This window comes from Streptomyces humi, assembly GCF_001005085.2.
In the GTDB taxonomy this organism is placed as follows: Bacteria; Actinomycetota; Actinomycetes; order Streptomycetales; family Streptomycetaceae; genus Streptomyces; species Streptomyces humi.
In genome coordinates this window covers 217,031-242,794 of record NZ_LBMU02000003.1, presented here as the reverse complement: position 1 = coordinate 242,794, position 25,764 = coordinate 217,031, and the positions used below count along the sequence as shown (strand labels likewise).

General features: G+C 70.8%; 22 protein-coding genes and 2 tRNA genes. 14 read left to right on the top strand and 10 right to left on the bottom strand.

The genetic code is table 11. The annotated features are described in order from the left end of the window. Positions 1–2: 2 nt before the first annotated feature. The 5 genes from AAW13_RS02215 to AAW13_RS02195 form a co-directional block, all read right to left on the bottom strand. Positions 3–1,346, bottom strand: a complete 1,344-nt coding sequence (locus tag AAW13_RS02215) for an LLM class flavin-dependent oxidoreductase (RefSeq protein ID WP_046733797.1) — start codon at positions 1,344–1,346, stop codon at positions 3–5. Further along, positions 1,343–2,056 (bottom strand): ABC transporter ATP-binding protein, encoded by a 714-nt coding sequence (locus AAW13_RS02210; protein WP_046733796.1) that lies wholly within the window; start codon positions 2,054–2,056, stop codon positions 1,343–1,345. Before AAW13_RS02210 ends, AAW13_RS02215 begins: the two co-directional genes overlap by 4 nt. Beyond that, complete coding sequence (locus tag AAW13_RS02205; RefSeq protein WP_240528500.1) at positions 2,032–3,027, bottom strand: ABC transporter permease; 996 nt, start codon at positions 3,025–3,027, stop codon at positions 2,032–2,034. Before AAW13_RS02205 ends, AAW13_RS02210 begins: the two co-directional genes overlap by 25 nt. Further along, positions 3,024–4,091, bottom strand: coding sequence for an ABC transporter substrate-binding protein (locus AAW13_RS02200; protein ID WP_046733795.1), 1,068 nt, complete (start codon positions 4,089–4,091; stop codon positions 3,024–3,026). The genes AAW13_RS02205 and AAW13_RS02200 overlap by 4 nt, the downstream gene beginning before the upstream one ends. A gap of 215 nt (positions 4,092–4,306) precedes the next feature. Beyond that, positions 4,307–5,491 carry an ROK family transcriptional regulator gene (locus tag AAW13_RS02195; RefSeq protein WP_046733794.1) on the bottom strand — a complete coding sequence of 395 codons (1,185 nt, stop codon included), beginning with the start codon at positions 5,489–5,491 and terminating at the stop codon, positions 4,307–4,309. A gap of 444 nt (positions 5,492–5,935) precedes the next feature. Between AAW13_RS02195 and AAW13_RS02190 the strand changes: the two genes are divergently transcribed. Further along, on the top strand, positions 5,936–6,514 hold the full coding sequence (locus AAW13_RS02190) for a biotin transporter BioY (protein WP_046733793.1): 579 nt from the start codon (positions 5,936–5,938) through the stop codon (positions 6,512–6,514). Positions 6,515–6,606: 92 nt separating this feature from the next. On the opposite strand, the gene AAW13_RS02185 is transcribed toward AAW13_RS02190, so the two are convergent. After that, complete coding sequence (locus AAW13_RS02185; protein ID WP_046733792.1) at positions 6,607–7,326, bottom strand: LPXTG cell wall anchor domain-containing protein; 720 nt, start codon at positions 7,324–7,326, stop codon at positions 6,607–6,609. Positions 7,327–7,568: 242 nt separating this feature from the next. Between AAW13_RS02185 and AAW13_RS02180 the strand changes: the two genes are divergently transcribed. The 3 genes from AAW13_RS02180 to AAW13_RS02170 all read left to right on the top strand — a co-directional run bounded on the left by AAW13_RS02180 (position 7,569) and on the right by AAW13_RS02170 (position 10,778). Further along, on the top strand, positions 7,569–9,323 hold the full coding sequence (locus AAW13_RS02180; RefSeq protein ID WP_276207581.1) for a serine/threonine-protein kinase: 1,755 nt from the start codon (positions 7,569–7,571) through the stop codon (positions 9,321–9,323). 74 nt (positions 9,324–9,397) lie between these two features. Next, the gene (locus AAW13_RS02175) at positions 9,398–9,883 is read left to right on the top strand and encodes a ribose-5-phosphate isomerase (protein WP_046734325.1); all 486 of its coding nucleotides are present in this window, start codon (positions 9,398–9,400) and stop codon (positions 9,881–9,883) included. A gap of 91 nt (positions 9,884–9,974) precedes the next feature. Next, complete coding sequence (locus AAW13_RS02170) at positions 9,975–10,778, top strand: Fpg/Nei family DNA glycosylase (RefSeq protein WP_046734326.1); 804 nt, start codon at positions 9,975–9,977, stop codon at positions 10,776–10,778. 57 nt (positions 10,779–10,835) lie between these two features. Here the strand turns inward: AAW13_RS02170 and AAW13_RS02165 are convergent, their stop codons facing one another. Then, positions 10,836–12,077, bottom strand: a complete 1,242-nt coding sequence (locus AAW13_RS02165; protein ID WP_046734327.1) for a GNAT family N-acetyltransferase — start codon at positions 12,075–12,077, stop codon at positions 10,836–10,838. 174 nt (positions 12,078–12,251) lie between these two features. Between AAW13_RS02165 and AAW13_RS02160 the strand changes: the two genes are divergently transcribed. Together AAW13_RS02160 and AAW13_RS02155 are read left to right on the top strand one after the other, a co-directional pair. After that, positions 12,252–13,415 carry a PP2C family protein-serine/threonine phosphatase gene (locus tag AAW13_RS02160; RefSeq protein ID WP_046734328.1) on the top strand — a complete coding sequence of 388 codons (1,164 nt, stop codon included), beginning with the start codon at positions 12,252–12,254 and terminating at the stop codon, positions 13,413–13,415. Further along, a complete protein-coding gene (locus AAW13_RS02155) occupies positions 13,412–13,864 on the top strand; it encodes an HD domain-containing protein (protein ID WP_046734329.1) in 453 nt (150 codons plus the stop codon). Before AAW13_RS02160 ends, AAW13_RS02155 begins: the two co-directional genes overlap by 4 nt. Before the next feature lie 105 nt (positions 13,865–13,969). Here AAW13_RS02155 and AAW13_RS02150 read toward each other — a convergent pair whose 3' ends face one another. Then, positions 13,970–15,097, bottom strand: coding sequence for an acyltransferase family protein (locus tag AAW13_RS02150; RefSeq protein ID WP_046734330.1), 1,128 nt, complete (start codon positions 15,095–15,097; stop codon positions 13,970–13,972). Between the two features lie 462 nt (positions 15,098–15,559). On the opposite strand from AAW13_RS02150, the gene AAW13_RS02145 reads away from it, so the two are divergent. Further along, complete coding sequence (locus AAW13_RS02145) at positions 15,560–15,754, top strand: hypothetical protein (protein ID WP_046734331.1); 195 nt, start codon at positions 15,560–15,562, stop codon at positions 15,752–15,754. A 290-nt stretch (positions 15,755–16,044) separates the two neighbouring features. Then, positions 16,045–16,374: a thioredoxin TrxA gene (gene trxA / locus AAW13_RS02140; protein ID WP_046734332.1), complete on the top strand. Its 330-nt coding sequence runs from the start codon at positions 16,045–16,047 to the stop codon at positions 16,372–16,374. Positions 16,375–16,582: 208 nt separating this feature from the next. Here the strand turns inward: trxA and AAW13_RS02135 are convergent. After that, positions 16,583–16,656: transfer RNA gene (locus AAW13_RS02135), tRNA-Gly, on the bottom strand. Between the two features lie 162 nt (positions 16,657–16,818). Between AAW13_RS02135 and AAW13_RS02130 the strand changes: the two genes are divergently transcribed. The 5 genes from AAW13_RS02130 (at position 16,819) to clpX (ending at position 21,652) form a co-directional block, all read left to right on the top strand. After that, positions 16,819–16,895: transfer RNA gene (locus AAW13_RS02130), tRNA-Pro, on the top strand. A 187-nt stretch (positions 16,896–17,082) separates the two neighbouring features. Continuing rightward, positions 17,083–18,471 (top strand): trigger factor, encoded by a 1,389-nt coding sequence (gene tig / locus AAW13_RS02125; RefSeq protein ID WP_046734333.1) that lies wholly within the window; start codon positions 17,083–17,085, stop codon positions 18,469–18,471. Between the two features lie 344 nt (positions 18,472–18,815). Next, positions 18,816–19,421 carry an ATP-dependent Clp protease proteolytic subunit gene (locus AAW13_RS02120; RefSeq protein WP_046734334.1) on the top strand — a complete coding sequence of 202 codons (606 nt, stop codon included), beginning with the start codon at positions 18,816–18,818 and terminating at the stop codon, positions 19,419–19,421. 73 nt (positions 19,422–19,494) lie between these two features. Further along, the gene (locus tag AAW13_RS02115; RefSeq protein ID WP_046734362.1) at positions 19,495–20,160 is read left to right on the top strand and encodes an ATP-dependent Clp protease proteolytic subunit; all 666 of its coding nucleotides are present in this window, start codon (positions 19,495–19,497) and stop codon (positions 20,158–20,160) included. A 202-nt stretch (positions 20,161–20,362) separates the two neighbouring features. Continuing rightward, positions 20,363–21,652 (top strand): ATP-dependent Clp protease ATP-binding subunit ClpX, encoded by a 1,290-nt coding sequence (gene clpX / locus AAW13_RS02110; RefSeq protein WP_046734335.1) that lies wholly within the window; start codon positions 20,363–20,365, stop codon positions 21,650–21,652. Positions 21,653–21,821: 169 nt separating this feature from the next. Here the strand turns inward: clpX and AAW13_RS02105 are convergent, their stop codons facing one another. Continuing rightward, a complete protein-coding gene (locus tag AAW13_RS02105; protein WP_046734336.1) occupies positions 21,822–22,829 on the bottom strand; it encodes a hypothetical protein in 1,008 nt (335 codons plus the stop codon). A gap of 137 nt (positions 22,830–22,966) precedes the next feature. On the opposite strand from AAW13_RS02105, the gene AAW13_RS02100 reads away from it, so the two are divergent. Then, complete coding sequence (locus AAW13_RS02100; protein WP_046734337.1) at positions 22,967–25,591, top strand: valine--tRNA ligase; 2,625 nt, start codon at positions 22,967–22,969, stop codon at positions 25,589–25,591. Positions 25,592–25,764: the final 173 nt, after the last annotated feature.

The following is a 25,764-nucleotide window of genomic DNA, read 5'->3' as shown; positions in this document are numbered from 1 at the left end:
TTTCAGACGAGCGCGGGGCTGGTGGTGTGCTGGTTGGCGGGGCGCGGCAGGCCGTAGCGCTCCCGCAGGGTGCGGCGCGGGCCGCCGTCGTACTCCGTGCGCAGCAGGCCGCGCTCCCGCAGGACCGGCACGACGTGGTCGACGAAGGCGTCCAGACCGGACGGCAGGACCGGCGGCATGATGTTGAAGCCGTCCGCCGCGCCCTGGGTGAACCAGGTCTCGATCGCGTCGGCGACCTGCTCGGGCGTCCCGGCGAAGGTGAGGTGACCGCGGCCGCCGCCGAGCCGGCCGATCAGCTGCCGGACGGTCAGCCGCTCGCGCCGGGCCAGTTCGACGACCAGGGTGTAACGGCTCTTGGCGCCCTCGATGGCGTCCTCGGGCGGCAGCTCGGCGGGCAGCTGCCGGTCCAGCTCCAGCGTCCCGGCGGGCAGATGGAGCAGCCGCTCCAGGTTGGCCACCCCGTGCCGGTGCACGATGTGGTCCTCCAGGAGCTGTTCGAGCGCCCGCGCCTCGGCCTCCGTCGAGCCGATCACGGGGACGATGCCGGGCAGCACCTTGATGTGGCCGGGGTCGCGGCCGGCCGCGACCGTACGGGCCTTGAGGTCGGCGTAGAAGGCACGGGCGTCCTCGATGGTCTGCTGCGCGGTGAACACCGCCTCCGCGTACCGGGCCGCGAACGCCTTGCCGTCCTCACTGGAGCCGGCCTGCACGAGCAGCGGGTAACCCTGCGGGGAACGCGGCACGTTGAGAGCGCCCTCGACACTGAAGTACGGACCCTGGTGCCGGGGCGGGTGGATCTTCGCGTCGTCGCCCCAGACCCCCAAGGCCTTGTCGGCGACGATCGCGTCGTCCTCCCAGCTGTCCCAGAGCTTCAGCGCCACGTCGAGGAACTCGGCGGCCCGCGCGTACCGTTCGGCGTGCGCCGGCTCCTCGGTGATGCCGAAGTTGCGGGCCGCCTCCGCGCCCGCCGTGGTCACGATGTTCCAGCCCGCCCGGCCGCCGCTGATGATGTCGAGGGAGGCGAACTTCCGGGCCAGGTTGTAGGGGGAGTTGTAGGACGTCGAGGCGGTGGCGATCAGCCCGATGTGCTCGGTGGCGGTCGCCAGCGCGGTCAGCAGGGTGAGCGGTTCCAGGGCCCCGGCGGGCCGCTGGGCGACGCTGCCCCACAGGTGCGGGCCGTCGGCGAGGAACAGCGAGTCGAAGGTGCCGCGCTCGGCGGCCCGGGCCAGCCGCACGTAGTGCGCGAGGTCGACGTGCGCGTGGGGGTCGCTCTCCGGCAGCCGCCAGGAGGCCTCGTGGTGCCCGGTGTTCATGAGGAAGGCGTTGAGGTGGAGCGTGCGGGTCATGCGGGGTCCTCCGTGACACCGAGGGCGGCGAGCAGCCGGGTGCGGTACTCGTCCCGGGAGTGGGTGTGGTCGATGGCCAGGTCCACGCCGACCCGGCCCTGCTCCAGGACCAGGACACGGTCGGCCAAGGCGATCGCCTCGTCGACGTCGTGGGTGACGAGCAGCACCGACGGGCGGTGCCGTTTCCACAACTCCCGCAGCAGGTGGTGCATCTTGATCCGGGTGAGCGCGTCCAGCGCGCCGAACGGCTCGTCGGCGAGCAGCAGTTCCGGCTCCCTGACCAGGGAGCGGGCGAGTGCCGCACGCTGCGCCTCACCGCCGGACAGCTCGCCCGGCCAGGCCCGCTCCCGGCCGCCGAGGCCGACCTCCTCGAGCGCCGCCCGGCCCCGGTCGTAGGCGTCCTTGCCGTCCAGCCCGAGCACCACGTTCTCCAGGACCCGGCGCCAGGGCAGCAGCCGGGAGTCCTGGAAGACCACCGACACCCGCTCCGGGGCGCTCAGTTCCCCGCTGCCGGCGACCCCCTGGTCGAGTCCGGCGACCGCCCGCAGCAGGGTGCTCTTGCCGGAGCCGCTGTGCCCCAGCAGGGCGGTGAACTGCCCGGCCGGCAGGTCCAGGTCGATCCCGTCGAGGACGGTCCGGCCGCCGAACGACCGGGTCAGGCCCCGGAGCCGGACGGCGGGACGGGTCAGCTGCTCAGTGTGCGGCGCCATGACAGCACCCTCCGTTCGATGACGCGGACCACGGTGTCGGTGACCAGGCCGAAGACGCCGTAGATCAGCAGACCGACGAGGATGATGTCGCTGCGCCCGTAGTTCTGGGCCTGGAACATCATGTAGCCGAGGCCGCTGGTGGCGTTGATCTGCTCCAGGACGACCAGGCCCAGCCAGGAGCCGGTGACGCCGAGCCGGAGTCCCACGAAGAATCCGGGCAGCGCGCCGGGGATCACGATCTGCCGGACGAACTGGAGCTTCGAGAGGTCCAGCACCTCGGCGAGTTCGACGTACCGGCTGTCGATGGCGGACAGCGCGGCGTGGGTGTTCAGGTAGACCGGGATGTAGACGACGATCGCGATGATGGCGACCTTGAAGGTCTCGCCGATGCCCAGCCAGAGGATGAACAGCGGGATCAGGCCGAGGGTGGGGATCGCCCGGTTGATCTGCACGGTCCCGTCGATCAGCGCCTCGCCGGTCCGGGTGAGCCCGGAGACCAGGGCCAGCAGCACCCCGGCGGTCAGCCCGATCGCGAAGCCGTAGGCGGCCCGCTCCACCGAGGTCAGGATGTCGGTGCGCAGCGTCCCGCCGGTCCACAGGTGGACGGCGGTGTCCAGGACGGTCCACGGCGCCGGGATCGCGTTCGGGTCGAGCTGTCCGGCGGCGGAGGCGACGGCCCACGCGGCGAGGAACACCAGGGGGCCGGCCAGCCGGGCGGCGGGCAGGCGTTTGCCGGGGGAGAGCCGGCGGCGCGGGCGGACCCGGCGGGTCTCCTCGGCGACGGCGGCCGGCGCGGTGCCGGCGGGTGCGGCGGCCGGGTCGGCCGAGACACCCGGGGTGTCCGGGGCGGCCAGAGTGTCCGGGGTGGTCGGGGTGTCCGGGGTGTCCGGGGTGTCCGGGGTGTCCGGGGTGGCCGAACCGTTCGTGTTGGGCGTGTCGGTCGTGGTGGTCGTGTCGGTCGCGGCGGTCATTTGCGGTACTCCTCCGGTACGGCCTTCGCGGCGATGCCCTCGAAGCGGTGGTCGAAGAGCGAGGTGACGTCGGTCTTCTTCACGAAGCCGCCCTCCGCCAGCAGGTCGGCGGTCTCCTGCTCCCACTTGACCGCCTCGTCCCAGCTCGGCGGGAACAGCGGCTTGTTGGCCAGCTTGGTGATGCCCTGGGCCTGGGCCAGGGTGAGGTTCTGGGTCTTGACGTAGAACTCCTCGTTCCAGGCGTCCGGGTTCTCCCACTGCCAGACCTGGCCCTTGGCCCACTCGGGGATGTACGCGGCGATCGCGGCGGCCTTCGCCCGGTCGTTGAGCACCGCCTGCGGCGCCCACAGCAGGTTGAGCAGGTCGACGACGTCGGTCGTGATCGTGTGGGCACCCTTGGCGCCGTACTGCTGGAGGTACGCCGGCACCTGGGTGTTGGCCAGCGGGGCCACGTCCACCTGCCCGGACTGAAGGGCGGTGAGGAACTGGTTGCTGGTCAGCTGCACCAGCTTCACGTCGTCGTAGGAGAGCCCCGCCTTCTTCAGCGCCCGCAGGAGCACGACGCCCTGGGCCTGCCCCTGGGAGAACGCGAGCCTCCGGCCCTTGAATTCGGCGACCGAGTGGATGTCGCTGCCGGGCTTCGTGGCGAACAGGTAGTTCGGCTTGCGTGTGATGTTGATGGCCACGATCTTCGCCGCGAAACCCTGGAACTGCGCCTGGATCGGCGGAATGCCCGCGTTGTTCGCGAGGTCCAGGGACTTGGCGCGGAACGCGTTGATGACATCCGGGCCGGCCCCGATGTTCAGCCAGCTCGACACGGTGAAAGGCAGCTTGGGCAGCTTCGCCAGTTTGAACTGCAACTGCTGCTGGCCCAGATAGGAGGCGATCTTCAGGCTGGTGCCGGACGGCACCTCGGCGGCCAGCGGGGCGGTGGACGCGCCCGCGGTGTCGGCTGCGGCACTGCCGCCCGCGCAGCCGCTCAGCCCGGCCACGGCCGCCGAGGCGCCGAGCAGTGAGGTGAGGAAGACCCGGCGGTCGATGCCGGAAGGGGAGGCAGAAGACATGGGAGTACTCCGGGAGGGAAAACGGCGGAAAATCAGCGGAAAGGCAGCGGAGAGGCAGCATGGATTACCGGCGACGACGGGCCGGAAACAGGGATCTCACGCGGAGAAACGCGCGCCTTGGGCGCGCCAAGACGTCAGCAACAAAGAGTGCGACAGGTCATGGGAAAGATGCTCCTTGCCGTACGCGACGACTGTCAATATTCCGAGTTTCTGAATTAAATACGCTCTGGTGACGCGCTCAACGGGTCCCGGTACAGCACGTCGAGCACCACCGAACCGCCCGCGACCGCCAGCACGCCGTCCCCGAAACTGGTCGGCACCACGGGCGCCCGCTGCGGCCCGACCGCCTCCCGCAGCGCGGCCAGGCAGTCCTCCCGGTACAGCGCGCCCACCTCCGTGACGACCACGCTCTCCGGGTTCAGGACGTCGAGCAGCAGCGCCGCCGCCCGCCCGGTCAGCCGGGCCCGCTCCACCAGCAGCCGCACCGCCACCGGGTCGCCGCGCCGCGCCGCCGCGAGGACGTCCATCGGGTTGGCGCCGTCGACGACCCCGGCGGCCCGCGCCCGCCGCACCAGCGTCCGTTCGCTCAGCTCCACCTGGAGACAGCCGGTGCGCCCGCAGCCGCACGGCTCGGTGCCGCCCGGCACCGGGAGATGGGCGATCGTCCCGGCCTGGGAACGCGGGCCGTGGTGCACCTCGTCCCCGGTGGCGAACGCCGCGTCGACCACGTTCCCGACGAACAGGTGCAGCACGCTGCGGCTGCCCCGGGCCCGCCCGAACAGCCGCTCACCGTTGACCAACGCCCGTGCGTGCCCGTCCACATGGACCGGCAGCCCGGTGTGCGCGCCGAGCAGCTCGCGCACCGGCACCTCGCGCCAGCCCAGCAACGGGTGCTCGACCACGGTCCCGGTGTCGCGGTCCACCCAGCCGCCGACGGCGACCCCGACGCCCAGCGGCCGGCTGCCGGGCACCTCGTCGAGGAGCGCGGCCAGCCCGGCGGCGGCCCGCGCCAGCAGGGCCCGCGGCTCGGTGCGGCCCGCGTGCTTCAGCTCCCGCCGTACGACGACCCGGCCGCGCAGGTCGAGCAGCGCGACCGTGGTGTACGGCACGGCCACGTGCACCCCGCCGACCACGAACCGCGAGTCGTCCAGGTCCACCGGGACGTGCGGCCGCCCCACCCCCTTGGCCTTCTGCGGTGCCCGCGTCTCCCGGATCAGGCCGAGTTCGGTGAACCGGGCGCAGTAGTCGGTCACGGAGGCCGGGGAGAGCCCGGTCAGCCGGGCGATGGTGGAGCGGGCGACCGGCCCGTGCTCCAGCACCGACCGGAGCACCACACTGGCGCTGGTGCGCCGGCGGTCGCGGGGCGGGGAGGCAGGCGGAGGTGCCGCGGTACGGGGCATGGGAAACCGTCCTCGGGAACGGGGCCGACACGTCTCGGATGGTGAGGCGCGCCGGACCGGTCTCCCGCCCGCGGCCTCAGGCCGGACGGCGACAGGTGGCAGCCCCTTGCCGCCGCAGGTCGACATAGCGACGCGACGTGAGGTTCCGGGACTGGGCTGCCATGTCCCGAAGCGTAGGGCAGGAGACGGGAATCCCACCAGACCACTAGGGTTCGATTGGTGGAACTCCACAGCCCTGTTCAACGCTGTTGACGTGACTGAAACATCGCTGCCTCAGTGATCGGCGTCACCCTGTACCGCGTGTAATCCGCATCCTTTGTGGGGAGCCCACCAAGCGTCGCTTCCGGCCTTTGTCGACGGCTGACGTGTTCGGCTCAGACGGGGCCGGGATAGCGTCACGGTGTCCCGTCCTGACCTTCGTTGTCCTCACCCCGCGGAGTCCCCATGAGCACCGCCGCCGCGTCCGCCCGTACCGGCACCGTCCTCGCCGACCTCCTGCCCGCGTCCCGGGTGCGCGACGCCGCCCTCGTGGTCGGCGGCGCCGCGCTCACCGGCCTCGCCGCCCAGATCGCCGTGCCGGTCCCCGGCTCCCCGGTCCCGGTGACCGGCCAGACCTTCGCGGCCCTGCTCGTCGGCACCGGCCTGGGCGCCCGCCGCGGTGTCGCCGCGCTCGCCCTGTACGCGGCCGCCGGTCTGGCGGGCGTGCCGTGGTTCGCGAGCGGCACCTCCGGTCTCTCCGTGTCCTTCGGCTACATCCTCGGCATGATCCTCGCCTCCGCCGTCGTGGGTGCCCTGGCCCGGCGCGGCGCCGACCGCGGCGTGCTGCGCATGGCGGGCACGATGGTGCTCGGCGAGGCGGTCGTCTACGCGATCGGCGTGCCGTACCTGGCGTACGCCGCCGGTATCTCCGCGTCCGCGGCGATCGCGGCCGGTCTCACCCCGTTCCTGATCGGCGACGCCGTCAAGGCGGCCCTGGCGATGGGCGCGCTGCCCGCCGCGTGGAAGCTGGCCGACAAGCACTGACCGGTACGGCCGACAAGCACCGACCGGTACGACCGCGGCGGGGCCCGGGGCGCACAGCCGCTCCGGGCCCCGCCGCGCTGTCGCGGCAGGTGTCACGACCCCTGCCGCGGCCGGCGCCGGGACCACCACATCCCCGCCGCCCCGGCCGCGAGCAGCGCGGACCCGGCCGCGCCGAGCGGCAGCACCCCGCTCCCCGCACCGGTCCTGGGCAGCTGGTCGCCGGCCGGCCCCACCGGCTTGTTGTCGGTGCCGAGCAGCAGCGGGGTGGCCGGGGCGTTCGGTGACGGGTTCGTCGTACCGAACGGCACCGGGCCCTGCTGCCAGTAGGTCTTCTTCCCGTCCGCGGTCTGCACGGGCAGACAGATCTTCCCGGTCTTCCCGAGGTCGAACGTGGCGTCGACCGCGTACGACTTCGTCCTGCCCGCGCCCAGTGCGCCCACCGGACAGCTGAACGCGCTGTTCGAACCGGCCGGCAGGTCCTTCGCGGCGACGGGGTCACAGCCCCGCACGCCGTCGACCTTCAGGCCGCCGAAACCGACCACCAGAAGCCTGATGGCACCGCTTTCGCCGGTCCCCTCGTTCTTCACGGTCGCGGTCAGCGCCGTTTTCTGCGAACTGTTGTCCACCGAGATCTTCTCGGGCAGCGTGGTCGTCAGCTTCACACCCGCCGGTGCCTGGTCAACCGCCTTTCCCCCGTTACCGCTCGCCGGTCCCTGGTCGTCGGCGACGGCCGTGCACGGCAGGATCATCACGGCCGAGAAAGATGCCGTGACCAGCGATCCCGTGACGACGGCCATACGACGAGAACTCATGTTCGTCCCCCTTGCGCCCCCTGGACCGCGCCTGAATTCGCGGTCACTTGAAGAGGTACCACAAGATTTCTCCGGACTATGCTGGTACGGCCGTAAGTGTGACCATTGTGTGCCGGCGGGGGCGGTCGTTGAGGGGGTGCGGCGAATTGCCGGAGAATTCAGGGGATTCAGGGAACGCGGAGCATTCAGGGAACGCAGATAATTCAGGGAGCGCAGGGAATCCAGGGAATCCAGGGAATTCGGTGGGTGCGGGGCGCGGCGGTGTCCCGGGGCTGCTGGTGACCGGCCGTTACCGGCTGGCCGAGAGCATCGGGCAGGGGGGCATGGGGCGGGTGTGGCGGGCCGCCGACGAGGTGCTGGACCGGCAGGTCGCCGTCAAGGAGATGCGGATCGACGGCCTCGACGCGGAGGACGCCCGCACCCGCCGCGAACGCACCCTGCGCGAGGCCCGCGCCACCGCCCGGATCGACCATCCCAACGTCGTACGTGTCTACGACGTCGTCGACGAGGGTGAACGCCTGTGGATCGTCATGGAGCTGGTGGCCGGCCGCGCCCTGGAACGCATCATGGCCGAGGACGGCCCGCTCGGTCCCCGCGAGGCGGCCAGGATCGGCCTCGGCCTGGTCGCGGCCCTGCGCCAGGTGCACGCCGGGGGAGTGCTGCACCGCGACATCAAACCCGGGAACGTCCTGGTGGAGAACGCCGGCGCCCGGGTCGTCCTCACCGACTTCGGCATCGCCGCGATCCAGGACGCCAAGGCGCTCACCATGGTCGGGATGCTGGTGGGGTCCCCCGACTACATGGCACCCGAGCGGATCGCCGGCCGGCCGCAGGGCCCGCCGTCCGACGTCTGGTCCCTCGGCGCGACCCTCTGCGCGGCCCTCGCCGGCCGCTCCCCCTTCTCCCGCGACACCACCCTGGCCACCCTGCACGCCGTGCTCTACGAGGAGCCCGAACTCCCTCCCGACGCAGGCCCGTTGCGCGACCTGCTGGCGGCGCTCCTGGAGAAGGAACCGACGGTCAGGCCGTCCTTGGCGGAGGTGGAACAGGCCCTGCGTCCGGTGGCCCACCCACCCTGGACACCGACGGAGACCCACCCGGCCCCGACGACGACCCGGGACCACCCGACCCCGCCCTACGTGGACCTGACGAGCCTACGAAGGCCCCCCGAGGACGAACGCCCGCAGCCGACGCGGACATCGCCGTCGGTCAGCACGTCGACGGAGGCGGCCTCGGAGCGCTCCGAGCCCCCCTCGGAAACCCCGCCCGCGGCCTCCGCCTCGACGGCGCCGACTCTCCGACGCACCGCACCGCGACGCCCCGGAAGAGGCGCGGGGAACGGCGCGGCCGGCCACAGCGCACCCGCGGCGACCCACCACCGCAAGGCCGCCCGTCGCACCACGCTCCTCGCCGCGCTGGGAGTCGCAGCCGCGGCCACCACCGTCGCCGTCCTCCTCACCACCACGGACCACGACGGCACCCCCCGGGCGACCGCGACCACCTCGGCCCCCTCCGCAACCCCCTCCGCCACCGCCCCGTCGGCCACCGTGGCCGGCACCGCCCGCCCCCGCACCCTCCCGCCCGGCGCCCACGAGGAGGCCGGCGGCTTCGCCTGGGCACCCCCGGCCGGCTGGCGCCGGGACGTGAAGACCGGCGCCGAGGTGCACTACACCTCCCCGGACGGCGCCCAGGAACTCGTCGCCAGGTCCTCGCTCGCCCGCGGCGACCTCATGGACAGCTGGAGCGCCTCCGAACGCGGCGCCCAGCAGGGCCGCGACTACGCGAAGATCCGGCTGGCGCGGACCACCTTCCGCGGCTACCCGGCGGTGGTCTGGGAGTACACCTTCACCCTCAAGGGCACCCCCTGGCACGCCCGGCTGCTGGGCTTCGACGCCGGCGGGAAGTCGTACCAGGTCAACACCTGGTACCAGCCGGCCGTCGAGGACCAGGCGGTGCGCACGTACGAGCGGGTGAAGGAGAGCTTCACGCCGCTGTGACCGCCCGGCGCGGGCCGTCCGGGGCGGCGGCCCCCCGCACTGCCGCGGGTTCACCGCCATGTCACACTCGTCCCATGCGCGTGTATCTCGGCTCCGACCATGCGGGCTTCGAACTCAAGAACCACCTCGTCGAGTGGCTGAAGGCGGCGGGCCACGACCCGGTCGACTGCGGCCCCCACATCTACGACGCCCAGGACGACTACCCGCCCTTCTGCCTCCGCGCGGCCGAGCGGACGGCGGCGGACCCGGCGTCCCTCGGCATCGTCATCGGCGGCTCCGGCAACGGCGAGCAGATCGCCGCGAACAAGGTCAAGGGCGTCCGCGCGGCCCTCGCCTGGAGCGAGGAGACCGCCTCGCTCGGCCGGCAGCACAACAACGCGAACGTCGTCGCGGTGGGCGCGCGCATGCACACGGAGGACGAGGCGACGAAGTTCGTCGAGACGTTCCTGAACACGCCGTTCTCCGAGGACGGACGGCACATCCGCCGCATCGACATGCTGACGGAGTACGAGACGACGGGCGACCTTCCGCCGATCCCGCCGCACCACCCCCAGCCGTAACGTCCCACCGGTCCGCCACCACCCACCGGACCCTCGACGTCGCCTCTCAGCCGGCCGAGTCGGGTGGGTGGGCGGAAAGGAATGTCGGCCAGTGCCAGAAGGGCACACGATCCACCGACTGGCGCTGGACTACGGCCGCCTGACCGGCCCCGTCCGCGCCAGCAGCCCGCAGGGCAAGTTCTCCGACTCCGCGAGCCTCATCGACGGTGCCCACCTCACCCGTACCGAGGCCCACGGCAAGCATCTCTTCCTCGGCTTCCGCGACAGCGACTGGGTCCACATCCATCTCGGCCTCTTCGGCAAGGTCGGCTTCGGCGCCGTCCCCGCCCCCCCGGCCACCGACACCGTCCGGCTGCGGCTCGCCGACGCCACCTCGTACGTGGACCTGCGCGGCCCCACCACCTGCGCGCTGATCGGCGACGCGGAGAAGGCGGCCGTGCACGCCCGGCTCGGCCCGGACCCGCTGCGCGCCGACGCCGACCCGGCCGTCGCGTACCGGAGGATCGCCCGCAGCCGGAGCACGGTCGCCGCGCTGCTCATGGACCAGAAGGTCATCGCGGGCGTCGGCAACGTCTACCGCGCCGAGGTGCTGTTCCGGCACGGCATCGACCCCTACCGGGCCGGCAAGGACATCACCCCGGCGGAATGGGACGCCGTCTGGGGCGACCTCGTCGCCCTCATGCACGAAGGTGTCCGCAACAACCGCATCGACACCGTCCGCCCCGAGCACACCCCGGAGGCGATGGGACGGCCGCCGCGCGTCGACGACCACGGCGGCGAGGTGTACGTGTACCGCCGGGCCACCCTGCCCTGCCATGTCTGCGGCACCGAGGTCCGCACCGCCGACCTCGCCGCCCGCAACCTCTTCTGGTGCCCCCGCTGCCAGAAACGCTGACCTACCGCACGTCAGGGACCTGCCCGCCCGTGCGTCAGGGACCTGCTCGCTCGTGCGTCAGAACCCGTGCGGCAGCCACGGTACCGACGGTGACCCGAACGCCGGTGACGCCTCCGCCAGCGCCCCCGGCCGCAGCTCCCGCACCCGGCCGGCCCGCGCCAGCGACAGCAGCGAGACGCCACCCAGGTAAGCCGCCCCCAACTCCCTGACGGAGAGCGCGAGTTCGGCCGTGTCGGTGGTGCGTTCGCAGGACGCCCCCTTGCTGTCCCCGGTCAGCCGCCAACGCCCGCTGTTCCAGGGGCAGAAGGCGTCGTCCACCTCCAGCACCACGTCCACCGGCGCCTGGTACGTGCGCGCCGCGAGCGCCGCACCGACGTCGACGAGCCGGACGTACCCCATGTCCCGCACCCGGGTCCGGCAGCGCCGGATGTCGGAGACCAGGTACTGCCAGGCGTCGTCGACCGGCCGCCGCCGTACCACCAGCGTCGTCATCAGGTCGATGCCGAACAGGAACCGCCACAGCGCGGCGTCCGTCTCCGGGTCGAGCGCGGCCAGGTCCTCCAGCGTCACCGTGCCGTCGTGCCCGCCGGTTCCCCAGCCCAGCTTCGTACGGAACCGGGCGAACCCGGTCACCTCGCCGTCCCGCTCGGCCACCACGCACTGCAACGCCGACGCGCCGTCCCGCTCGCTCTCCGGATCCAGCAGCTCCGCACGCTCCCAGCCGGGCTGCCGGGCCAGCATCCCGGGGCGCAGCGGCACCGTCCGCGCGTACACCGCCTCGCACGCGTCGAGCACTTCGGCCGGCCCGGCGTACCGCAGCCGTACCGCGTCGGTGCCGGCCGGCACGGCCAGCGTGACCCGGCTCGTGTCGATCTCGGCGAGCAGCTGGTGGGTCGCGGCGCCGTACCCGAAGCGGCCGTAGATCGCCGGCTCGGAGGCGGTGAGCGCGGCCAGCGGCTCGCCCCACTCCCGTACGTCGTCCAGCTGGCGGCGCATCATCGAGGTCAGCACCCCGCGCCGCCGGTGCGTCGCGGACACGCTCACCATGGTGACGCCCGCGGTGGGCAGCACGGCACCGCCCGGCACGGTCATCCGGAACCGGAACGCCCCGCTCGTACCGACGAGTTCGGGCCCGTCCCAGACCGCGAGCGCCCGCTCGGGCTCGGTGAGGGACCGGTCCAGTTCGCGTTCCTCGGCCGACGCCGGACCGGCGCCGAAGGCCCGCACCAGGTGGTCCCACCACCCGTCGAACTCCTCGGCACGCAGCACCTTCACCTCGGTCGGGCGTTCGGTCGTCATGCTCCATGCCTACCAGGGCATTGCGGGGCGAGCCAGCGAATTTCTCCCGGACGGCGACGGGAGGCCTTCCGGTGAAGTTCACTGTGAAGTCGCACCTGAAGTTGAGTCTCGGACGGGGGACAAGTGGGACCTCCCGTGCCAAGCAGCTGGTCCGATGGATAGGGTCCCGAACTGATGGCAGCAGACGGAGAGCGGCGCGGGAAGGCCGAGACGCTGACGGCCCGGTGGAAGATGCAGTGGCACCGGGCCCGCGTCGGCGTGCGCAGAAGCGCCGTGGACTACTTCCGCGGCGACGGCTCCGACTGGATCGCGCTGGCCGGACTGCTCCTGACCATCCCGGTCCTCGCGGCCATGACCCTCGCCGACTCGGTGTGGTTCTCCCCGGCCGCGCTGGTCCTGCCGATCATCGCGGGCGGCCTGCTGCTGCGCCCGGCGAGCCTGCTCGGCCTGTACGCGGCGGCGGCGACGGCCCTGATCGTGGAGTCGGTACGGCTGGGCCCGTACACGGAGGGCCCGTCCCGGGTCACCCCTGGCGTCGTGCTGGTCGTGGCCGCCTGCGGTTTCTTCGGGCTGCTCACCGCCCAGTTCCGCAGCCGGGTCGGCGTGCCCTGGCGGCGCGGCGGGACCATGCTCTTCGACCTGCGCGAGCGCATCCGGGTGCAGAGCAAGCTGCCGAAGCTGCCGCCGGGCTGGCACCGCGAGATGGCGCTGCGGCCGGCCGGCGGGCAGTCCTTCTCCGGGGACTTCGTGGTCGCGGCCCGTACCAACAACGGCCGCACCATGGAGGTCGTCCTCACGGACGTCTCCGGCAAGGGCATGGACGCCGCGTCCCGGGCGCTCCTGCTCTCCGGGGCGTTCGGCGGCCTGCTGGGCTCGCTGCCCCCGCACGCCTTCCTCACCGCCGCCAACGGCTACCTGCTGCGCCAGGACTGGGACGAGGGCTTCGCGACCTCCATCCACCTGGTCCTCGACCTCGACTCCGGCGACTACGAGCTGTACTCCGCGGGCCACCCGCCGGGCCTCCAGCTCAGCGCGGGCAGCGGCCGCTGGGAGGAGAAGGCCGCGGAGGGCCCGCTCCTCGGCGTCTACGACGGCGCGCAGTTCGACTCCGTCAAGGGCTCCCTGCGCCCCGGGGACGTCCTGATGCTCTTCACGGACGGCCTGGTGGAGACGTCGGACCGGGACATCGTCGAGGGCATGGACCGGCTGACGGGCGAGGCCGACCGCTACGTGGCCGGCGGCTTCCACGGCGCGGCCTGGCACCTGATCGAGGCGGTCGCCAAGGACGTGAACGACGACCGGGCCCTGCTGCTGATCTGCCGGGAGGCGGCGAGGTGACCGCGCCGCGGCTCTCCCTCCCCGAGGTCGAGAGAATCGCCCGGGCCGCCCACACCGGCCAGACCGACAAGGCGGGGCGGCCCTACGCCGAGCACCTGGCCGCCGTCGCCGAAGGGGTGCGGGCCCGCGGTGGGGACGACGACCAGCTCGCCGCCGCCTGGCTGCACGACTCCGTCGAGGACCACGCCCTGACCGGGGAGTGGCTGGCGGCCGCGCCGCTGAGCGACCGTACGAAAGCCATCGTGCTCGCCCTCACCAGACACCCGGGCGAACCCCCCGAGTCGTACGCCCGCCGGATCCTCGGCACCCCGGGCGCGCTGCTCGTCAAGGAGGCGGACCTCGCCCACAACGCCGACCCGGGGCGGCTCGCCCTCCTGGACGAGGGCACCCGGAAACGGCTGACCGAGAAGTACGCCCGGATGCGCGCCCTCCTCGGTCCACCGTCGTAGCCGGAGCCGGTCGTGGCCGGGGTCGGCCGTAGGCGGAGTCGGTCGTAACCGGAGCCGGTCGTGGCCGGAGTCGGCCGTAAGCGGAGTCGGTCGTGGCGCCCGCAGTCAGGCGTTGGCCGGCTCCCGGTGCTCCTGAACCTGCCGCCCCCGCTCCCGCGCCTGTTCCACCGCGTCGCGCCGGAACGCCCAGTCCATCCTCGGCTCCATGGCGAACCGGAACACCCGCCGGACGGGCCCGGTGCACAGCAGCGTCACCCCGGCCCCCGCGATCGCCGTGACGAGGATCTCGCCGAGCGGCCGGCGCAGCCACCCCGCATCGAACCAGCCCTCGTAGACGGCGAGTTTCACGACGAACCCGTGCAGCAGATAGCCGTACAGCGTGCCCGCGCCCAGGGCCGTGAACCACATCCGCCGGCCCGGCACCCAGGACAGGAAGCAGGCCGTCAGCAGCAGCGAGCAGCCGAACAGGGCGAGCACCATCACCGGCCCGCACCACCACGGCGCCCCCAGCTCCTGAGCCGAGTCACGGTGGTAGAACCACCCGGTGTTCATGCGCGGCACCGACCACCAGGCGAACACCAGCGCCACGGCGAACACCGGCAGCGCGGCGATCCGCACCGGCCACCGGCGCACCAGCCGGAAGTGTTCGGGCCGCAGGCAGAGGCCGAGCACGAAGTAGGGAAGGAACTGTAGGACCCGCTGGAGGTCCAGGTCGTCGCCGATGCTCGGGGCCACGGACGCCAGCATCGCGACGGCGAACGCGAGCGGCAGCGGATGGCGGACGGCCTTCCAGATCGGCGTGGTCAGCCGCCAGACGAACAGCGCGCACAGGAACCAGGTCAGGTACCAGGGGTCGAGCAGGCTGATGTCCTGGCCGGGGGAGTCGCCGACGGACCGTTCGAAGAGCGAGTAGGCCGTCTCGAACAGGACGTACGGCACGACGACTCCGGTGACCAGCCGCTTCAGCCGGTCCGGGCGCATGTCGAAGGAGCGGGAGAAGTAGCCGGAGATGATGATGAACGCCGGCATGTGGAACGCGTAGACGACGGAGTACATCGCCTCCAGGACACGGCTGTCGCCCTTCAGCGGCTCCCAGGAGTGACCCATCGCGACCAGGGCGATCGCCAGGTACTTGGCGTTGTCGAAGAACGCGTCGCGCGGTCTGTCGGCCGGCGGTCGGGCCGGGGGAGGTGGTGTTCGGTTCTGGCCGGGGGACGTGGCGGCGTCGGACATCTGAGGCACCTTAGCGGCGGCTGTGGGATTTCGTAAAACCGCCGACGCGAATGCTGCTCAAGGCCCGTGACGACCCCTGAATCACCGGATGATTTACGGAGGTCGACGTCGTGACCCATGCGGTTCCATCCGGCACTTCCGCCGGTGATGTCCTTGTTCATCCCGACTAAATGGTGCATAACGGCAGGATGTAAGGCTGTTTTGTGATGCCTGTGACAACAATTCGAATTAGCTGCGGACGCGTTGTGTGGACACCGAAACCAAAGTCGTCAATTGCCTTGGTCCCAGGGCTGGATGGCCCCTCGAATTGCCGTGCGGGGGGTTGTCGGTGGGGGGCGCGTTGTCCACGTTGTGTCACGAGCCGCATAGTGCGGCCGGGTTGGTGGCACGATGGATCTGGCGGGGGTGCGGGGGCCGTACCCCTGGGCCGGGAGAGCGGACCGACCGAGGGTGTGATCAGTTGTGGCCATTTCACTGTCTGTGGTGTTGCTGTTGGCGATCGTCCTGGTGGTGCTCATGAGAGGGGGAAGCATCAAGGCCGGCCCCGCCATCGTCGCCGTGCTCTTCGGCTTCTTCCTCGCCTCCACCGGGATGGCCCCGTCCATCCAGCGCTTCCTGGACTCGCTGGCCCAGACCATAAACTCGATCAACTTCTGACCCCGCGGGACGGCGGGTTCCCCGACGCTCGCCGCGTGATCGGGCACGCAGGGGACACGGCACGGACCCGTACGTCCCGGCACTTCTGGCAGTAGCTCGCCATGAGGGTGATGCGCCCGCGCTCGCGTGCGGAGCCGTCGGCCTCGCCGCAGCGGAGACACGCCGACTGGTCGCCATCCCGCGTTGATCGCCCTTGTCAGGAACCGAACGGCAGACGTTGCGTTACTCTGAGTGCCCGATCGAGCTCTTTCTGTTACGAGAGGGCGCGCCTTCAAGCACCAGGGAGCCAGATGTCCTCCGACCTGATCAAGCAGGTGAGCGACGCGTCCTTTGACGCAGAGGTACTGAAAGCCGAGGGTCCGGTGTTGGTCGACTTCTGGGCTGCCTGGTGCGGGCCGTGCAAGGCACTCGCACCGCTGCTGGACGACATCGCCTCGGAGTACGAGGACGAGCTCACCGTGGTCAAGCTCAACATCGATGACAACGAGAAGACGGCGCCGAAGTACGGGATCCGAGGCATCCCCACGCTGTTGCTGTTCAAGGACGGCCAAGTCGCGGCCACCAAGGTCGGAGCGGTCAGTAAGTCCCAGCTGCAAGCATTTCTCGGCGCGAACATCTAGCGTCAGGCCGCAGCCGCTCCTCGGCCCACCACCCTCCCCGCTCCCGTGAGCGGGCTCGTGGACAAGGGCCGCAAGGGGGCTCGGAAGGCCAAGAGAAGCAAGATCGGAAGCGCAAGGGCACGAGGGGGACACGGCGGGCTGGTCGGAACCCTCGGAAACGATCAGGGCCAGGCGGAGGAATCATCCTCTGACCTGGCCCTGAGCCGTATGGAGCGGGCGACGGGAATCGAACCCGCGTAGCTAGTTTGGAAGACTAGGGCTCTACCATTGAGCTACGCCCGCACGCACGCGCCGCAGGTCGGTGACCGCGGCACATGAGGCATCGTAGCGGGTCACCCGCCGTCCGGGCCAACGTGTCGGGCTGCGCGGACGCGGGCCCGACGCGGGTGAACAAAGCGGCCGACGCGGACGGCCCGGGCATGTACCCTACGTGTCGCACGGAAACGGGGTGTGGCGCAGCTTGGTAGCGCGTCCGCTTTGGGAGCGGAAGGCCGTGGGTTCAAATCCCGCCACCCCGACCACCACCTGACGGCGTCCGTCTTGATCGCCTTTTGGGGCGCTGAGCGGCTGCGGTTACTATGCAAGCTGCGCGCCCGTGTGTCCCGGCCCGCCAGACGGCGGCCTACGAACTCCTCCGGGCGGCGAAACTCCGCCGGGCCCCTCTGGCACCGGCAGAACCCAAGAAGTCAGCCACAAGGAGACCGAACCGTGAAGAGCGCCGTGGAGACCCTGAACCCGACCCGGGTTCGGCTCACTGTCGAGGTGCCCTTCGAGGAGCTCAAGGACAGCCTCGACGCGGCGTACCAGAAGATCAACCAGCAGGTCACGGTGAAGGGCTTCCGCAAGGGCAAGATCCCGGCCCGGGTCATCGACCAGCGGTTCGGTCGCGGTGCGGTGCTGGAGGAGGCCGTCAACGACGCGCTCCCGAAGTTCTACACCGAGGCGGTCAACGAGGCCGAGCTCAGCCCGCTCGGCCAGCCCGACGTCGACATCACCGAGCTGAAGGACGGCGAGACGCTGAACTTCACCGCCGAGGTCGACGTCCGTCCCGCCCTGGAGATCCCGGACTACACGGGCATCGAGGTCGAGGTCGACGCCGTCGAGGTCAGCGACGAGGACGTCGAGAAGTCGGTCGAGCAGCTCCGTGAGCGCTTCGCCTCCACCTCCCCGGTCGAGCGCGCCGCCGAGGACGGCGACGTCGTCACCATCGACCTGGAGGCCAAGGTCGACGGCGAGGTGCTGGAGGACGGCATCGCGAACGGCGTGTCCTACACCATCGGCTCCGGCGAGCTGCTCGACGGCATCGACGACGCCGTCAAGGGCAAGTCGGCCGGTGAGGAGGCCACCTTCGCCTCCGAGCTCAAGGGCGGCTCCGCGGCCGGCAAGGAGGCCGAGGTCACCGTCAAGGTCACCCAGGTCGCCGCGCGTGAACTGCCCGAGCTGGACGACGAGTTCGCGCAGCTCGCCTCCGAGTTCGACACCCTGGACGAGCTGAAGGCCGACAGCCGCAAGCGGCTCGCCAACATGAAGACGTACGACCAGGCCACCCAGGCCCAGGAGCGCGTCCTCGAGAAGCTCCTGGAGCTCGTCGAGGTGCCCGTCCCCGAGAAGCTCCTCGAGGACGAGATCAACACCCGCAAGCACAACCTGGAGCACCACCAGCTCGGCCAGATGGGCCTCGACCTCGAGAAGTACCTGGAGATCCAGGGCAAGACCGCCGAGGAGTTCGAGACCGAGACCCGCGAGGCCGCGGTCAAGGGCATCAAGACCCAGTTCGTCCTCGACGAGCTGGTCAAGAAGGAGAACCTCAACGTCAACCAGGAGGAGCTCACCGAGCACCTCATGCGGCGTGCGGCCTCCTCCGGCATGTCCCCCGACCAGTTCGCCCAGGCCGTCGTCGAGGGCGGCCAGGTCCCGCTCCTGGTCGGCGAGGTCGCCCGCGGCAAGGCCCTTGCCGTCGTGGTCGAGGCCGCCACGGTGAAGGACACCAACGGCGAGATCGTCGACCTGGACGACGAGGACGAGGACGAGACGGAGGCCCCCGAGGCCGCCGCCGACGCCACGGACGACTCCGCCGAGGAGAAGACCGAGGGCTGACCCCCACGGCGCCTCCAGCGGCGTACAAGGGGCTCCTGGGCACTGCCCTGGGGGCCCCTTTGCCATACGCCCGAGGTGCGGCGCCCCGTCAGGGGCGCGGGGAACCGCGCGAGCGACCACAGCGCACCCGCACGCGCCCACGCACCGGCACAATCACGGCGAGTAGCCATCGGCCCAACGGCGTTGCCGCTACGCCCCCGGCGAACAGCCCTCTTACCGGGATTCCCCGAAGGGACCATCGCGTTAGGGTCCATGAGTACGAGGGCAGCCAAGCCCCCGGCTACGGAAACGTGAGACGGCCCGGCGCCGTCGTAAGACGAGCAGGTGGATACGTGACGAATCTGATGCCCTCCGCCGCCGGCGAGCCTTCCATCGGTGGCGGCCTCGGCGACCAGGTGTACAACCGGCTGCTCGGCGAGCGGATCGTCTTCCTCGGCCAGCAGGTCGACGACGACATCGCCAACAAGATCACGGCGCAGCTGCTGCTGCTGGCGGCCGATCCCGCCAAGGACATCTTCCTCTACATCAACAGCCCCGGCGGCTCGGTGACGGCCGGCATGGCGATCTACGACACCATGCAGTTCATCCCGAACGACGTGGTCACCATCGGCATGGGCATGGCGGCCTCGATGGGCCAGTTCCTGCTGACCGGCGGCACCGCCGGCAAGCGCTTCGCCCTGCCGCACACGGACATCATGATGCACCAGGGCTCCGCGGGCCTGGGCGGTACGGTCTCGGACATCAAGATCCAGGCCCAGTACCTGCTGCGCACCAAGAAGACCATGACCGAGCTGACCGCGCTCCACTCCGGCCAGTCGGTCGAGACGATCCTGCGCGACGCCGACCGCGACCGCTGGTTCACCCCGGAGGAGGCCAAGGAGTACGGTCTCATCGACGGGATCATCACGCATGCCTCCGGTGTTCCGGGAGGCGGCGGCACCGGCGCCTGACCACAGGCCCGGCCACGCCGCGCTCCGCCGAGATTCCAGCCCCCCGAACGCCACCAGGACGGTGAACACCCTCATGAGCAACTTCCACGGCGGCGCCGACGCCCGTTACGACGGTCCCCGGCCCGACGCCCGCTATGTCATCCCGCGCTTCGTGGAGCGCACCTCCCAGGGCATCCGCGAGTACGACCCGTACGCGAAGCTCTTCGAGGAGCGCGTGATCTTCCTCGGTGTCCAGATCGACGACGCCTCCGCCAACGACGTCATGGCGCAGCTGCTGTGCCTGGAGTCGATGGACCCCGACCGGGACATCTCGATCTACATCAACAGCCCGGGCGGCGACATGACCGCCCTCACGGCGATCTACGACACGATGCAGTTCGTGAAGCCCGACATCCAGACGGTCTGCATGGGCCAGGCGGCCTCCGCCGCGGCCATCCTGCTGGCCGCCGGCACGCCCGGCAAGCGCATGGCGCTGCCGAACTCGCGTGTGCTGATCCACCAGCCGGCCGGTTCCACCGGCCGCGGCCAGCTCTCCGACCTGGAGATCATCGCCAACGAGTTCACGCGGATGCGTGAGCAGCTGGAGAACATGCTGGCCAAGCACTCCAACCGGCCGATCGAGAAGGTCCGCGAGGACATCGAGCGCGACAAGATCCTCACGGCCGAGGAAGCGCTGGAGTACGGCATCGTGGACCAGATCATCTCCACCCGGAAGATGAACAACGCGGACGTCCGCTGACACAGGCCGCTGACAGAGGATGTATTCTCTGCCGCCCTTGGCGCGGCTCGACCGCGTGCTCGGCAAGGTGCACGTCAAAGTGAACCGTGCCAAGGGGGGCCCGTACGAGGGGCCCGGCAAGGTACCGTCGACATAAGGCAGCACCAGGAGCCGCTGGACTCGGAAGGGTTCAGGCGTCTCCCAGGCGAAGGGGAAGCACACCGTGGCACGCATCGGTGACGGCGGCGATCTGCTCAAGTGCTCGTTCTGCGGCAAGAGCCAGAAGCAGGTCAAGAAGCTCATCGCAGGGCCCGGTGTGTACATCTGCGACGAGTGCATCGATCTCTGCAACGAGATCATCGAGGAGGAACTCGCCGAGACGAGCGAGGTGCGCTGGGAGGAACTGCCCAAGCCCCGCGAGATCTACGAGTTCCTCGAGGGCTACGTGGTCGGCCAGGAAGCCGCCAAGAAGGCCCTGTCGGTCGCGGTGTACAACCACTACAAGCGCGTCCAGGCCGGTGAGAACGGCGGCGCCCAAGGCCGTGACGACGCCATCGAGTTGGCGAAGTCCAACATCCTGCTGCTGGGCCCCACGGGCTCCGGCAAGACGCTGCTGGCGCAGACCCTGGCCCGCATGCTGAACGTCCCGTTCGCGATCGCCGACGCGACCGCGCTCACGGAGGCGGGCTACGTGGGCGAGGACGTCGAGAACATCCTCCTCAAGCTGATCCAGGCCGCCGACTACGACGTCAAGAAGGCCGAGACCGGGATCATCTACATCGACGAGATCGACAAGGTCGCGCGGAAGAGTGAAAACCCGTCGATCACCCGGGACGTCTCCGGCGAGGGTGTCCAGCAGGCGCTCCTGAAGATCCTGGAGGGCACCACGGCCTCGGTCCCGCCGCAGGGCGGCCGCAAGCACCCGCACCAGGAGTTCATCCAGATCGACACGACGAACGTGCTGTTCATCGTGGGCGGTGCGTTCGCCGGCCTGGAGAAGATCATCGAGTCCCGGGCGGGCGCCAAGGGCATCGGCTTCGGCGCCACCATCCGCTCCAAGCGGGAGCTGGAGGCCAAGGACCAGTTCGAGGACGTCATGCCCGAGGACCTGGTCAAGTTCGGCATGATCCCCGAGTTCATCGGCCGCCTGCCCGTCATCACGAGCGTCCACAACCTCGACCGGGAAGCCCTGCTCCAGATCCTGGTCGAGCCGCGCAACGCGCTCGTCAAGCAGTACCAGCGCCTGTTCGAACTGGACGGCGTGGAGCTGGACTTCGAGCGTGAGGCCCTGGAGGCCATCGCCGACCAGGCCATCCTCCGCCAGACCGGCGCCCGCGGCCTGCGCGCCATCATGGAAGAGGTCCTGATGTCGGTGATGTACGAGGTGCCGTCCCGCAAGGACGTGGCCCGTGTCGTCATCACCGCCGACGTCGTCCACTCCAACGTCAACCCGACCCTGATCCCGCGCGACGCCCGCAACGGCCGTGGCCCGGGCGAGCAGAAGTCGGCGTAACCCCGTCAACACCGAAGCGCCGGGCCCCTCTTCGGAGGGGCCCGGCGCTTTCGTCGGTCCGCGCGGCCGATGCTTCCGCGCCGCCGGTTCGTGCGTGCCGCTGGTTCGTGCGCGCCGCCGGTTCTTCCGCGCCGCCGGTTCGTGCGCGCCGCTGGTGTGTCCGGCCGCCCTACCGGGCGACGCGCACCTCGCCGCGCACGTCGGCCGCGATCTTCGCCGACTCGTCGACGCTGTACGACTTCACCGCCGCCGTCGGCTCCACCATGCCGATGGTGCTGTAGTCCGCCCAGATGCACAGGTACGCGGTCTGGGCCTTGCCGGTCAGCTGGTTCTTGCCCTTGGCCTGCTGGCACTTCATCACCGCTCCGTCCAGGCCGTCGGGAGAGACGGACTGCGCGTCGCCGACGAACTGCACACCCTCGGACGAGGAGCCGTCCTTCTTCATGTTGGCGAAGGTGGCGTCCAGCGCGGCCTGCGGGTCCTTCACCGTGCCGTACACCCCGAACAGGGTGACGTTCTCGGCGGTCCCCGCCTTCGCCACGTCCGTCGGGTCGCTGGTGTCCAGGGACTGAAGGTCGACGGTCGAATAGATCGCGGTGACCGAGGTGGCGCCGGTGACACCCGACCTGGCGAGGTCCTTCGCGTCGCTGGAACTCGCCTTCTGCTCGCTGGCGTCACCGACCCGCTTGTACTTGGCGGACAGCAGCGAGGCCGGCGCGGTCAGCTTGTGCGGACCGTCGTCCTCAAGGCTGCTTCCGCTGCCGGCCAGCACGAAGTACGCGCCCACCGCCACCGCGGCCACCACCGCCACCGCCCCGATGATCAGACCGGTCTTCTTCTTCCCGCCGCCCGGGGCCGGCGGCTGCGGCACGCCGTAGGGCTGCTGGCCGTACGGGGGCTGGCCGTAGGGCTGCTGCTGGCCGTACGGGTTCTGCTGCTGCGGGACCGGCGCGCCCTGCTGCGGGTAGCCGTAGCCCGGCTGCGGGGGCTGCTGGCCGTACGGACCGGCCTGCGGCGGACCGGGCTGCGGCGGACCCGCCGGGGGAGCCTGCTGGGGGTAGCCATAGCCGGGCTGGGGCGCCTGCGGCGGCTGGCCGTACGGACCCGGCTGCTGCCCGTACGGTCCCGGCTGCTGAGGCGGCGGCCCCCCGTACGGGCCCGGCTGGTTGTAGCTCATCTCTGGGTTCCCCTCCAGATGCTTATGTGGTCCTGACATCCTGGCGCAGCCACAGGGAACTCACGGCACGGGGGTGCCCACCGTTACAGAACAAACGCGTTTCGGGACACGCCCGGGACACCTCTAAACTGAGCCCCGTGACCGAGAATGCTCAGCAGCAGCCCACAGCGCCCAGCACCGAACTGCCGACCCAGTACGCGCCGGCCGACGTAGAGGGGCCGCTGTACGAGCGCTGGGTAGAGCGCGGTTACTTCGCGGCCGACGCCAAGAGCGACAAGCCCGCGTACACCATCGTCATCCCCCCGCCGAACGTCACCGGCTCGCTCCACCTGGGCCACGCCTTCCAGCACACGCTGATGGACGCCCTCACCCGCCGCAAGCGGATGCAGGGCTTCGAGGCGCTGTGGCTGCCCGGCATGGACCACGCCGGCATCGCCACCCAGAACAAGGTCGAGCAGCAGCTCGCCGAGGAGGGCAAGTCCCGCCAGGACCTGGGCCGCGAGGAGTTCGTCGAGCGGGTCTGGCAGTGGAAGGAGGAGTACGGCGGCAGGATCCTCGGCCAGATGCGCCGCCTCGGTGACGGCGTCGACTGGGACCGCGAGCGCTTCACCATGGACGAGGGCCTGTCCAAGGCCGTCCAGACCATCTTCAAGAAGCTCTACGAAGACGAGCTGATCTACCGCGCCGAGCGCATCATCAACTGGTGCCCGCGCTGTCTGACGGCCATCTCGGACATCGAGGTGGAGTACCAGGAGGACGACGGCGAGCTGGTCTCCATCAAGTACGGCGAGGGGGACGAGACGCTGGTCGTCGCCACCACGCGTGCGGAGACGATGCTCGGTGACACGGCGGTCGCCGTCCACCCCGACGACGAGCGGTACAAGCACCTGGTCGGCAAGCGCATCAAGCTGCCGCTGACCGACCGCACCATCCCCGTCGTCGCGGACACGCACGTCGACCCGGAGTTCGGCACGGGCGCCGTCAAGGTCACCCCGGCCCACGACCCGAACGACTTCGCGATCGGCCAGCGCCACGACCTGGAGTCCATCACCGTGATGGACGAGCGGGCGGTCATCACCGTCCACGGCCCCTTCGAGGGCCTGGACCGCTTCGAGGCGCGCTCCGCCATCGTCGCGGCGCTGCGCTCGCAGGGCCGGATCGTCGCCGAGAAGCGGCCGTACGTCCACAGCGTCGGCCACTGCTCCCGGTGCAGCACCACCATCGAGCCGCGGCTGTCCATGCAGTGGTGGGTCAAGGTCGGCCCGCTCGCCAAGGCCGCCGGTGACGCGGTCCGCGACGGCCGGGTGAAGATCCACCCCGAGGACATGTCGAAGCGGTACTTCGACTGGGTCGACAACATGCACGACTGGTGCATCTCGCGCCAGCTGTGGTGGGGCCACCGCATCCCGGTCTGGTACGGCCCGGAGGGCGAGGTCGTCTGCGTCGGCCCCGACGAGCAGCCGCCCACCGGCGAGGGCTGGCGCCAGGACACCGACGTCCTCGACACCTGGTTCTCCTCCGGCCTGTGGCCCTTCTCCACCCTCGGCTGGCCCGAACAGACCGCGGACCTGCGGAAGTTCTACCCGACCGACGTCCTGCTGACCGGCCACGACATCATCTTCTTCTGGGTCGCCCGGATGATGATGTTCGGCCTCTACGCCATGGACGGCGAGGTCCCCTTCAAGACCATCGCGCTGACCGGCCTGGTCCGTGACGAACGCGGCAAGAAGATGTCGAAGTCCTTCGGCAACGTCGTCGACCCGCTGGACTGGATGGACAAGTACGGCTCCGACGCCGTCCGCTTCACCCTGGCCCGCGGCGCCAACCCCGGCACCGACGTCCCGATCGGCGAGGACTGGGTCCAGGCGTCCCGGAACTTCGCCAACAAGATCTGGAACGCGACCCGTTTCGCCCTGATGAACGGCGCGACCGTCGAGGGCCCGCTCCCGGACCCGTCCGAGATGTCGGCGACGGACCGCTGGATCCTCTCCCGTCTCAACAAGACGGTCGCCGAAGTCGACGCGTTCTACGACGACTTCCAGTTCGCCAAGCTGTCGGACTCCCTCTACCACTTCGCGTGGGACGAGGTCTTCGACTGGTACGTCGAGCTGTCCAAGACCACCTTCCAGGCGGGCGGCCGGGGCGCCGAGGTCTCCCGGCGCGTCCTCGGCGAGGTCCTCGACGTCACCCTGAAGCTGCTCCACCCGGTCGTCCCGTTCGTCACGGACACCCTGTGGACCACGCTGACCGGCGGCGAATCGGTCGTGATCGCCGACTGGCCGGCCGACAGCGGCTTCCGCGACGACACGGCGGAGCAGGAGATCGAGACCCTCCAGTCCGTCATCACCGAGGTCCGCCGCTTCCGCGCCGACCAGGGCCTCCAGCCCGGCCAGCGGGTCCCGGCCCGTCTCACCCTGGACGGCACGGCCCTCGCCCCGCACGAGGCCGCCATCCGTCAGCTGCTGCGCCTCCAGCCGGAGGGCGACGCCTTCGCGGCCACCGCCACCCTGCCGGTCGCCGGCGCCACCGTCGCCCTCGACCTCTCCGGCACGATCGACGTCGCCGCCGAGCGCAAGCGCCTGGCGAAGGACCTCGCCGCCGCCGAGAAGGAGAAGGCACAGGCGACGGCCAAACTGGGCAACGAGGCGTTCCTCGCGAAGGCCCCGGACAACGTGGTGGACAAGATCCGCGGCCGGCTGGCCAAGGCGGACGAGGACATCGCCCGTATCCAGGCCCAGCTGGACCGCCTGCCGCAGGCGTAGCACCGAGCGTCCCCACGGGCGCCCGGCAGTCCCTCTGGTCAGGGGCCGCCGGGCGCCCGCTGCCGTCCCCAGGCACCGACAGCCCCCCGTTCCTACAATCCAAAGGTAGGAACAGGACCGGAATGCGACCCCGACATCCGAGGTGGGGTGCTTTGCGGCGGAGGGAACGCCCG

Excerpts from the sequence above, each read along its gene's own strand:
- AAW13_RS02215 (WP_046733797.1), bottom strand. The coding sequence starts at position 1,346 with ATGACCCGCACGCTCCACCTCAACGCCTTCCTCATGAACACCGGGCAC.
- AAW13_RS02210 (WP_046733796.1), bottom strand. The coding sequence starts at position 2,056 with ATGGCGCCGCACACTGAGCAGCTGACCCGTCCCGCCGTCCGGCTCCGG.
- AAW13_RS02205 (WP_240528500.1), bottom strand. The coding sequence starts at position 3,027 with ATGACCGCCGCGACCGACACGACCACCACGACCGACACGCCCAACACG.
- AAW13_RS02200 (WP_046733795.1), bottom strand. The coding sequence starts at position 4,091 with ATGTCTTCTGCCTCCCCTTCCGGCATCGACCGCCGGGTCTTCCTCACC.
- AAW13_RS02195 (WP_046733794.1), bottom strand. The coding sequence starts at position 5,491 with ATGCCCCGTACCGCGGCACCTCCGCCTGCCTCCCCGCCCCGCGACCGC.
- AAW13_RS02190 (WP_046733793.1), top strand. The coding sequence starts at position 5,936 with ATGAGCACCGCCGCCGCGTCCGCCCGTACCGGCACCGTCCTCGCCGAC.
- AAW13_RS02185 (WP_046733792.1), bottom strand. The coding sequence starts at position 7,326 with ATGAGTTCTCGTCGTATGGCCGTCGTCACGGGATCGCTGGTCACGGCA.
- AAW13_RS02175 (WP_046734325.1), top strand. The coding sequence starts at position 9,398 with ATGCGCGTGTATCTCGGCTCCGACCATGCGGGCTTCGAACTCAAGAAC.
- AAW13_RS02165 (WP_046734327.1), bottom strand. The coding sequence starts at position 12,077 with ATGACGACCGAACGCCCGACCGAGGTGAAGGTGCTGCGTGCCGAGGAG.
- AAW13_RS02160 (WP_046734328.1), top strand. The coding sequence starts at position 12,252 with ATGGCAGCAGACGGAGAGCGGCGCGGGAAGGCCGAGACGCTGACGGCC.
- AAW13_RS02150 (WP_046734330.1), bottom strand. The coding sequence starts at position 15,097 with ATGTCCGACGCCGCCACGTCCCCCGGCCAGAACCGAACACCACCTCCC.
- trxA (WP_046734332.1), top strand. The coding sequence starts at position 16,045 with ATGTCCTCCGACCTGATCAAGCAGGTGAGCGACGCGTCCTTTGACGCA.
- AAW13_RS02120 (WP_046734334.1), top strand. The coding sequence starts at position 18,816 with ATGCCCTCCGCCGCCGGCGAGCCTTCCATCGGTGGCGGCCTCGGCGAC.
- AAW13_RS02115 (WP_046734362.1), top strand. The coding sequence starts at position 19,495 with ATGAGCAACTTCCACGGCGGCGCCGACGCCCGTTACGACGGTCCCCGG.
- AAW13_RS02105 (WP_046734336.1), bottom strand. The coding sequence starts at position 22,829 with ATGAGCTACAACCAGCCGGGCCCGTACGGGGGGCCGCCGCCTCAGCAG.